We start from the raw sequence: 523 nt of genomic DNA on the forward strand, positions 1-523 counted from the left end.
CCCCGCCCGGACCTGGTCGTCGTCCTGACCGACGGCGAGACGCCGTGGCCGCAGCGCCGTCCGCCCATGCCCGTGGTCGTCTGCCTCATAGGCGACGGCGGCCACTCCCCGCAATGGGCGTCCACGGCTCGCATACCAGCAGAAGGACGGCGTTGACGACAAACCGGACCTCGGCCCCGCGAACGGGGCGAGGACGACAGAGCGGGCCCGAGCGCTCGCGGGAGGAGAGCCATGACGACGGCCTACGCCGAGGACGAACCGCGCCCCGAGCCGCTGGCCGAGTGGACGCGGCACGGGTTCACGGTCGCCGCCGCGCGCGAGTGGATCGGCGACGGCTTCTCGATCGGGGAGGCCGAACGGTGGCGCCGGTCCGGCGTCTACACGGCCGCCGACGCGCGCCCATGGCGCACCGTGGGGGCGACGCCGTACACGGTGGATCTGTGGCTGCGGGCCGGGATGACGCCGGTGGACGCCGTCCGGTGGCGGGAGCTGGGCTATCCGCCGCAGGAGGCGGCCGACCGCC

The 523-nt window shown here is 75.1% G+C and carries 1 pseudogene; it reads left to right on the top strand.

What is annotated here, in order from left to right:
- Positions 1 to 231: 231 nt before the first annotated feature.
- Positions 232 to 523, top strand: a pseudogene (locus ABD120_RS20990) (hypothetical protein); the annotation flags it as partial.

The sequence above is a fragment of the Nonomuraea longicatena genome, assembly GCF_039525605.1.
GTDB lineage: Bacteria > Actinomycetota > Actinomycetes > Streptosporangiales > Streptosporangiaceae > Nonomuraea > Nonomuraea longicatena.